Source organism: Streptococcus sp. GMD4S (genome assembly GCF_000296955.1).
The window spans coordinates 1-2,353 of sequence record NZ_AJRE01000150.1 but is presented as its reverse complement, the minus strand read 5'-3'; the positions used below and the strand labels follow the sequence as shown (position 1 = coordinate 2,353).

1 pseudogene is annotated in these 2,353 nt (G+C 38.6%); it reads left to right on the top strand.

Annotated elements, in window-relative coordinates:
• A pseudogene (locus GMD4S_RS07995) lies at positions 1-2,353 on the top strand (YSIRK-type signal peptide-containing protein); the annotation flags it as partial.

Here is a 2,353-nt window from a genome sequence, read left to right as displayed (position 1 = left end):
TTAATTCCAGGAACTAAATATAGTGTTGCTAATAGTACTTCTGAAGAGCAAGCTGCTGATCAAACGAATATGGGGAAAGGAATCATTTCTGGAAAATTAACTGAAGCAGGAATTTACACAGTCTCCGTATTTGCAAAAGATTATGATAAGTTGGCTAATAATAATGTTTGGAACCAATCTGGACAAGAAGCGCATGCTACTGTAACATTAGTCGTGAAACCAAAGATTGAGGTTCAAAACGTTGAAACTTACTCAACAGTTGTACCAGTTAAAATTTCTAAAGGTGCATCAAGTGCTAAGGTAACAATGCCGGATGGTACTGTAACCAATCTAAAAGCAGTTAATGGCAAATGGCTCGTAGACAGTGGTTCAACCAACACAGCTGTTTCTGAAAATCAAGAATTAGGTATTGTAGATTCCGATACAGTCTTTAATATTCCTGTGACATCAGAGGCGACTGCCAAAGTTGGTGTGGACAATATTAGAGTAGAAGCATCTGCTGAAAATGTTAAGGGAACTTTCTTACGTGAACAAGTTGAATTAAATGGAACAGATGGGCAAAAACATACTGCTACTTTTAATAAGGCTACCGGACACTGGGAGTTACCTGGCGACTATGCTGAAAGTAAAACACTGAATGGTGATGGTACGACAAGATGGACTAAACGTCAAGTGTACACAGAAGCTCAGCAAGACGGTGGTATGAAATTTTATATCTATGAGTACATTCGACAGCTTGATAGCACTGGGAAAGTGACAAGTGTAGAAACGCCAACTCGTCCAGAAACGATTTATGTTTCTAAGAATACTAATCAGGTAGGAGATGGAATGTCAGTAACTGTCACTTACGATAAACATTCAAATACCTGGGCGTCATCTGATGGAACTGAAGTGACTGCTACTAAGCTTGAAAATGACTCTTGGGAAGTTCATACTAAGTCAGGATTTGGTGGTATTATTAGAGGGACGATTGCAACAAATACTGATGTGGCAACTGTAGTAAATACAAAACCAACAGCAACTTCACAAGATTATACTTCAACAAAAGGTACAGCTGTTGACCTTCGTAATGAAGCAAAAGCTGCAGTAAGCATCTCAGACTCTGAAGATACTAAATATGGAAAAACTACCTATATCACTAGAATCACAGTAACATCGCCTTCAGGAGTTCAAAAAGTATTTGATACCAAACAAGATGCAAATAACTATAATATTGCTAGTGGATATAGCTTAAATGAAGTAGGAGTATATACTGTTAAGATTGATGTTATTGATAGTAATGGAAATTATACTACTGAAGCAACAATCAGTGGAACTGAGTCGGGAGTTGATCATGGAGTTGATTCATCAACCGCTACAACAACCTACCATATTACAGTAACTGATACGATTGAAGGACATAATGTGACTTCGACTGATATTCAAGGTGCTACTCAAAAAGAAACTCCAACCTTTACATCTGTTGGAGATGGATCACCAGTAAAACCAAGTGCTTCTTCGCCTGCTAAGTTAGTAGATCCAAAAACAGGTGGATTTGTTGATACTCTAACAATTGATGGTCAGGGTACCTACTCAATTAATAATGAAACAGGTGAAGTAACTTTTGTTCCATTGAAGACATTTACCGGTACAGCTACACCTGTCACAGTTTCACTTACTGCAAAATTAGGAAAAGATGCTAATTATACGGATATTACAGCAACTGCTACAGCAACGTATACTCCAACTGTAATACCTGTTAAACCAACTTCTACAGATGATGAGTCTGAAGGACCTAAAGGACAAACACAAAACGGTACACCAACTTTTACTGGTGGTAAAGTTGAAGTAAACGGTGTGGAGAAGACTGTTGAAATTGATGAAAATGTTAAACCAACCTTTGATGATGGCACAACTAAGAAAGTTGTTCCGGGAGAAGGAACTTATACCATTGATGAAAATGGTGTGGTAACTTTCACACCAGAAAAAGACTTTGTTGGGAAGGCTTCAGGAGTTACAGTCAAACGAGTTGATAAGAACGGAACAGAAATAACTGCAAAATACACACCAACTGTACGTCCAATTACTTCATTTGTAGATACTGAGGGGAATACATTAATTCCAACCGAAGACGGTGAACAACCGAAGAAAGACATTCCAGGTTACCGCTTCGTAGAGACTAAGAAACTTCCAAACGGTGACACAGAGCACGTTTATGAGAAGGTTAAGACCAGTCACAAGGATAAGGAAGGCAATGAAATTCCAGGTTATCCAAGCGAAGATGGAGAACAACCTAAGAAAGATATCCCAGGTTACCGCTTCGTAGAGACCAAGAAACTTCCAAACGGTGACACAGAGCACGTTTATGAGAAGG